The sequence below is a fragment of the Dialister sp. CAG:357 genome (genome assembly GCF_000435155.1).
Lineage (GTDB): Bacteria > Bacillota > Negativicutes > Veillonellales > Dialisteraceae > Dialister > Dialister hominis.
Window position 1 is genome coordinate 1 of sequence record NZ_FR896414.1, and the last position, 7,168, is coordinate 7,168.

The window sequence follows — 7,168 nt, forward strand, 5'->3', positions numbered from 1 at the left end:
GCATAAAGGTTCGCCGGGTGTTCAACTTATTATTTCAATTCGGGAAATAAATAAAAAGAAGAAAGGGCGGAGAAATGAATCATTTCCGAGGGCCCTTTTCTTTTACTCTTTATGGTGTGCTCCGCGGTTGACCTGAATGATTTCTTCATGGGTGGGCGCTTTGGCAAGGTGCATGAGGTGGTCATTGATGGCATCGCGTACGCCGGGCGCTTTTCCAGGGACGGCTTCCTGCAGGGCTTTTTCCATTTCTTCTTTATTGTAGTCGCAGCAGTAGCAGGGTGTCCCGGGCTGCTGGCGCCAGGATTCTTCGAGGGTGCCTCCGTCGACGGGATCGAAGCCCGCTTCATCGATCAGGCGCATGACGACGGCTTTGTCTTCCGCACTGTCTCCTGCAGCAGCGGCGGCAAGTCTTCCCTCGTCCCCTTTCTTTCTGCCCTTCTCTGCCAGGGTATCCCCCAGAACGTTGTTGAACGCTTTGATGATGGGATGCCCGATTTTCCCAGAAACCCAGAGGCTTTCTGTTTTTCCTTCGTCCAGTTCCTTGATATGGGAATCACGGAGGTCCGGATAATAATTGGACGTATCCACCACGATCGTCTTTCCTGCATCCTTGAAAAGATCCCTGGGAAGCTTCTCAATGGCAGGAAGAGGAACCGCCAGAATGACGACATCCTTTCCTTTGACGATTTCAGAAATATCCGAAGGCGCTGCGCCGATCTTCTCTGCAAACGCCCTGACGGCTTCCTTCCCTCTCGAATTGGCCACGCTGACCTGATGACCGGCCTTCACGAACTTCTCCGCCAAAGTCCCGCCGATATGCCCGACACCAATGACACCTATATTCATATCCACGCCTCCTATATATTGAAAGTTTTATATATATTATACACGAGGGGGAAAAGGGAGGGAACTGGGGAAACGAACTACAGCTCGGAGTAATCAACCCTATCCGCCGGCATCAGAATTTGGGGCCGGCACCTTCCCCGTCTGGGAAGGCGAGTATTGGCGGCGCTTTGGGAAGGCGAGTGTTGGCGGCGCTCGGGAAAGTCAGCGCCCAGTACATCCGAGCTTGCGAGTTTCCACAAAAAAAGATGCGGAACTGTTTGGGTTCCACATCTCTATTGATTCTGTTTCTTTTCTTATCTCTTTCCGATTCTTCTTGCTTTGTAGGCTTTGAGTTTGGCGTCGCGGATTTCGAGGTGTTCGAAGTATTTCTTGGTTTCTGCGACGATGACGCCTGTGAGGCCCAGGAGGGCAATAAGGTTCGGGATGGCCATGAGGCCGTTGACGATATCTGCGAGTGCCCAGATGGATTCGAGTTTCAGGAAGGCAGCGGATGCGAGGATGACGAGAAAGAGGACTCTGTAGAAGAGGATGCTCTTGGTGCCGAAGAGGTATTCCCAGCAGCGTTCGCCGTAGTAGTTCCATCCGAGGATGGTGGTGAAGGCGAAGAGTGCGAGAGATACGGTGAGAAGAATCGGCGCGAAGCCGCCATAGGTGACGGCAAATGCGTTCTGTGTAAGTTCAGCGCCGTTGGTGTCACCGAGCCACTGGCCGGATACGATGATGGTAAGACCGGTCAGGGTACAAATGATGATGGTGTCGATGAAGGTACCGGTCATGGAAATGAGGCCCTGTTCTGCCGGCCATTTTGTTTTAGCGGCAGCAGCGACGATCGGTGCGGAGCCTAAGCCGGATTCGTTGGAGAAGAGGCCTCTGGCGATACCGCTTCGCATAGCGAGCATGACGCCTGCGCCTGCAAAGCCGCCGGCAGCTGCGGTGCCGGAGAATGCGCCGGTGAATACCTGGCTGATGGCGCCCGGGAGGCCGCCTGCATTGAGTGCCAGGAAGATGACGGTAACGACGAAGTAGATGACGGCCATAGCCGGAACGATTTTTTCAGCAGCTTTTGCGATGGACTGGAGTCCGCCGAAGGTGATGATAGCTACGAGTACTGTAATAACGGCGCAGGTGATGTAGGTGGAAATGCCAAAGCCTGCTTCCACGGAGGAAATGATGGCGTTCATCTGTGTCGTGGTGCCGGAGCCAAGGAGGGCTACCATGCATCCGAAGAAGGCAAAGAGAACGGCGAGTGGTTTCCATTTCTTGCCAAGGCCCATTTCGATGTAGTACATCGGGCCGCCGGCGATGTTGCCGTTGTCGTCGACCTGACGGTATTTGACGGCAAGGCAGCCTTCTGCGTACTTTGTCGCCATGCCGAAGAAGGCGGCGAGCCACATCCAGAAGAGTGCGCCAGGGCCGCCGAGTTTGATAGCGGTAGCGACGCCGACGATGTTGCCGGTGCCGACGGTGGCAGCGAGCGCGGTACAAAGCGCTTTGAATGAATCAATGTCTCCTTCGCCCTTGTTTCTTGCGAAGAATATGAGCTTCAGAGCTCTCGGCAGTTTGACGACCTGCAGCAGTGTGAGCCGGAATGTGAGCCAGATGCCCGTACCGACAAGTAAGACTAAGAGCCACGGTCCCCAGACGATGCTGTCAATCTGGTTTAAGATGTCTAACAACATAGATTTTTCCTCCCATTTTCCCCAGATCCCCCACCCCTTTGGAGGGATCCACTACCTGAGAAAGACTTTCCTTTCCCAAAACCCATTAAAAAACCGCCGGCTCTAAAAATGAAAACAGAGCCGGCGGCCCATTGATTTCTCAAAGTCCTTGTCCGGCCCTGTCCTTTTGCCTGAGAGATTGAGGCTTGCGCCTTTTGCACCTTCGGCTTCCGCATCGTTTCAGCGGAGATCTCCAGAGTTATGTCCGCATACAGTTTCGTGTCCTTTGAACGCCTGATAGTGTTACTCCTTCGGCAGTCTCCGAAAGGTGTATATTGAATAAGTATACACTTTTCATCCTCGAGCTCTTTCTGTATGCATCATCCATTACGAATTGTATTGTTATTATAAGGCAAAGCAGGTGTATTGTACAATAGATTTTTTGTAAATTTTTTTATATTTCTATAAAAATTTCTTACAAGTTTTGCATATATAGTGGATACTTGTTGCATTATAAGCATACACAAGTCTATTTTATTACTATTATATATAGGAGAGCGTCATGAAGCTCATCACTCCCCATTTCCTTCCTTCTTATTCTGTGATCTGAATGTCAGAGGGCACTTCCTGTTCAGATGCGTTGACGACGACGGCAACGGCTGCATCGCCTGTGATGTTGAGGCAGGTGCGGAACATGTCGAGGACTCTGTCGATGCCGGCAACGAGTGCAAGGCCTTCGAGCGGAAGTCCGACGGACTGGAGTACCATGGCAAGCATGATGAGGCCTGCGCCCGGGACGCCGGCGGTGCCGATGGAGGCAAGGGTGCCGGTGAGGACGATCATCATCATCTGGTCAAAGGTGAGCGGTACGCCGAATACGTTGGCGATGAAAATGGAGCAGACGCCCATATAGAGAGCGGTGCCGTCCATATTGATGGTCGCGCCAAGAGGCAGTACGAAGGATGCGATGTCGCGGTGAACGCCGAGTTTTTCCTGGACGTTCTTCATGTTGACCGGAAGCGTGCCTGCGGAAGAGCAGGTGGTGAAGGCGATGGCCATCGCTTCGGACATGCCGCGGAAGAAGGTGACCGGGCTCATGTGAGCGGCGACGGTCGTCATGGCAGAGTAGACGCAGACGGCGTGGATGGTGCAGCCGATCAGCATGCAGATGATGACGGAGAGAAGCGGCAGGAGCACTTTCGGTCCGTTCATGACGACGACAGGAAGCAGCAGGCAGAAGACGCCGATCGGGGCGGTCTTCATGATCATGGCGATGATCTTGTAGCAGACTTCAGCGAATGCATCGAAGAAGCTGATCAGTGTCTCGGCTCTCTTGCCGCCGACGGAAATGATGCCGGCTCCGACGAAGAGGGCGAAGATGATGACTGGCAGGATGTCTGCCTTGGCCATGGATGCGATCGGGTTCGACGGGATCATGTCGACGAAGACCTGCATGATGCTCGGGGCTTCCTTGACCTTCGGCGCGGTCGCTCCGGCCATGCTCATGCCGGTGCCCGGATCAATGGCCAGGGCTACGGCAAAGCCGATCACGATGGCGATAGCGGTGGTCACCATGTAAATGGACAGCGTCTTGATACCGATACGGCCCAGTTTCTTCATATCCCCCATGGACGTCATGCCGACGACCAGGGAACAGAAGACGACAGGAACGATCATCATCTTGATCAGATTGATGAACATGGTGCCGATCGGGGCAATCCATGTCTTCACAGGCGCCGCCGCGCCTTCTCCCAATACCAGTCCGACGATGACGGACAGGACAAGGGAGGCAAAAATCTGTAACGAAAGATTCATAAATTCCCCTCCAGGTGCCTTTTAAGGCATTAAAAATGATAGACATATTATAGGAGCATACATAATAAAAAACTAATAGATTTCGTAAATTATCCATACATTTATATATGTACCCGTCTGAGATATTTAATAAATTATGTAAAGCATAACCTTTGTATTATAATTCATGAGATTTACTATTTCGCTTTATGAATCAACATGCATGAAAAAAAGAGCGCGATTGAGAATAACCGCGCTCCCTATGTAAATTCGCTATAGGAAGGAAATGAGATTTCCTTTCTGAAAAATAAACGGGAAACTTTATTTTCTAATGATATTCAAATCTTCTGGACCGCTTCTTCTGCGACCGTCTCCCCTGCCCTTGCTGCCTTTTCAGCGGCAATGACTTTCTGGTAGGAGAAGACTTCTTCCTTGATGACCGGTGCGAGGACGAGGATGGAGATCAGGTTCGGGATCGCCATGAGAGCGTTCGCGATGTCAGAGAGGCTCCAGACGAGGTCTAGGGTCTGGGTAGCACCTACGTAGACGACCATGGAGAAAGCGACGCGGTAGATGAGGTTGTACTTATGGGTGCCGAAGAGGTATTCCCATGCTTTTTCGCCGTTGTATTCCCAGCCGAGGATTGTGGAATATGCAAAGAGGATGATGCCGATGGAAACGATGTAGCTGCCGATCGGTCCGATATTGTGGGAGAAGGCTGCCATGGTGAGGGCCACGCCGGTCAGGGGCTTGCCGTCAGCGCCAAGGGTGCCGAGGACGCCGGAGGAAGCAATGGTGAGACCGGTGATGGAGCAAACGACGATGGTGTCGATGAAGGTGCCGGTCATGGAAATGTAGCCCTGTCTTGCCGGACGGTCAGTCGTGGAAGCAGCGGCCGAGATGGCAGCTGAGCCGAGGCCTGCTTCATTGGAGAAGCATCCTCTTGCCACGCCGTAGCGCATAGCGTTCATGACAGAAACAGTGATCGTACCGAGCACGCCGCCTTCGACAGCGGAAGGATCGAATGCCATCATGATGATCATGTAGAGGCCGTGCGGTACGTTTTCAATATTGAGGATGACGCAGAGGAGGCCGGCAGCGATGTAGAAGGCAGCCATGCCTGGAACGACGATGGAGGAAACTCTGGAAATGGAGGTGATGCCCCCTACGATGACGGCAAGGGTCATGACGGTCATGATGATGCCGCTGATTTCATTGGAAACACCGAATGTCGCATTGACGGCGGTGCTGATGGAATTCGCCTGGGTCATGTTGCCGATGCCGAAGGAGGCAATGACGGCAAAGAGAGCAAAGAGGAAACCCATCAAGATGCCGGCTTTCTTGTTCTTGAAGCCGTTCTTCATCGTGAACATCGGGCCGCCCTTCATTTCACCCTTCGCGTTCACTTCGCGGAACTTGAAGCCGAGCATGCATTCAGAGAATTTCGTGGACAGGCCGAAGCAGGCGGAAATCCACATCCAGACGAGAGCGCCCGGGCCGCCGGCAAACATAGCCGTCGCAACGCCCACGATATTTCCTGTGCCGATCGTAGCCGCCAGAGCGGTCATCAGCGCGGAGAAGGGAGAAACGTCGCCGCTGCCCCTTGAAGTCGTCCTAGACTCCTTCGAGAAAATGCTCTTCAGAGCATAAGGAAGATTTCTCCATGTGAGAAAGTGAAGAGTGAGGGTCATGTAAATCCCCGTGCCCACGAGGAGACAGAGCATAACCGGCCCCCATACGAAACTATCAGCCGCATTGGCCCATTGATTGAGTTCAGCCATATCCATTTTCGGCAGCTCCCTTCTTGATTACTTGCTATACGGGATTCAATAATTTTTGGAAACAAAAAAGCGCCGCACTCAGCCTTCAGAAAGATCTGAAGTGCAAAGCTGGCGCTATGTATGTATGCATCCACGCATAGCCGGGAGTTACCCTGCTGCCAGCCCTGTCCTTTTGCCTGAGAGATTCGGGATCAAAGATCCCTTTGCACCTTCGGCGTCCGCATCTTTTCAGCGGAACTCTCCAGAGATGTGTCCGTACACAGTTTCGTGTTCTCAGAACGCCTGATAGTGTTACTCCTTCGGCAGACATTTTCATGTCATTTTTCCGTGTACTTCATCCACCCTTATGGTACGGGAACCCGTACATTTCCACCACAAACCGGGACTCGTCATAGATTCCGCCCTCGGATGTGATTTGATTGAATTATACACGCATTTTTTCAAAAAGCAAGTACTTTTTCATATATTTTTTTATATATTGATACTATGTATTTTTCTAAATTCCGCATACATGAAAAACGCCGCCTGTATACTGTATATAGCATATACAGAGAGTATAAGGAACTAGTTTTCGGGACAGATGGAAATGGATGTACTATGTTTTTTGATAGAAAATATCTATGTAATTTTGAAACAGGAAAAAAACGGGAAAAAAATAAAAGATTAAAAACGCAGGGAATGGGAAGAGACAGATGGATAGAAAAACAAAAGAGGAGATTTTAAGAGCGCAGGATACCTTCCTTATATATATAGTATTTATATATAGAGCGGAGGATTAAAACCGGACAACCGAACTTCGTTCGTAGTAATCAACCCTAACCGCCACTTCGTGGCCCTCCTTCCCCGTCTGGGAAGGTCAACACCACTTACTTGCTTCGCAAAAGGAAAACAAGCAAACCGAACTTCGTTCGAGGAAAACCCTACAACCAGCCTAGCGGCTGAGGAACTACATCTCATTCGTCAGCTACGCTGACACCTTCTCTTTTCGGAGCAAGGTTAACACCCTTAAACCAAGGCTACGCCTTGATGAAAACCTCAAAACCTCGCTACGCTCGATGAAATGCAACTCATCCGTCGGCTCCGCCGCCA

The 7,168-nt window shown here is 51.4% G+C and carries 4 protein-coding genes and 2 riboswitches; all 4 genes read right to left on the minus strand.

All coding sequences use genetic code 11. The annotated features are described in order from the left end of the window. Window positions 1-102: 102 nt before the first annotated feature. A complete protein-coding gene (locus M3200_RS04140; RefSeq protein ID WP_022382279.1) occupies window positions 103-846 on the minus strand; it encodes an NADPH-dependent F420 reductase in 744 nt (247 codons plus the stop codon). A gap of 293 nt (window positions 847-1,139) precedes the next feature. Continuing rightward, complete coding sequence (locus tag M3200_RS04145; protein WP_022382280.1) at window positions 1,140-2,525, minus strand: alanine/glycine:cation symporter family protein; 1,386 nt, start codon at window positions 2,523-2,525, stop codon at window positions 1,140-1,142. A gap of 148 nt (window positions 2,526-2,673) precedes the next feature. After that, window positions 2,674-2,771: riboswitch (glycine riboswitch) on the minus strand. 327 nt (window positions 2,772-3,098) lie between these two features. Beyond that, a complete protein-coding gene (locus M3200_RS04150) occupies window positions 3,099-4,319 on the minus strand; it encodes a dicarboxylate/amino acid:cation symporter (RefSeq protein ID WP_022382281.1) in 1,221 nt (406 codons plus the stop codon). Between the two features lie 317 nt (window positions 4,320-4,636). After that, window positions 4,637-6,085 (minus strand): alanine/glycine:cation symporter family protein, encoded by a 1,449-nt coding sequence (locus M3200_RS04155; RefSeq protein WP_022382282.1) that lies wholly within the window; start codon window positions 6,083-6,085, stop codon window positions 4,637-4,639. A 148-nt stretch (window positions 6,086-6,233) separates the two neighbouring features. Continuing rightward, window positions 6,234-6,334, minus strand: a riboswitch (glycine riboswitch). Window positions 6,335-7,168: the final 834 nt, after the last annotated feature.

Coding starts and splice junctions, on each gene's coding strand:
- M3200_RS04140 (WP_022382279.1), bottom strand. CDS start 846: ATGAATATAGGTGTCATTGGTGTCGGGCATATCGGCGGGACTTTGGCG.
- M3200_RS04145 (WP_022382280.1), bottom strand. CDS start 2,525: ATGTTGTTAGACATCTTAAACCAGATTGACAGCATCGTCTGGGGACCG.
- M3200_RS04150 (WP_022382281.1), bottom strand. CDS start 4,319: ATGAATCTTTCGTTACAGATTTTTGCCTCCCTTGTCCTGTCCGTCATC.
- M3200_RS04155 (WP_022382282.1), bottom strand. CDS start 6,085: ATGGATATGGCTGAACTCAATCAATGGGCCAATGCGGCTGATAGTTTC.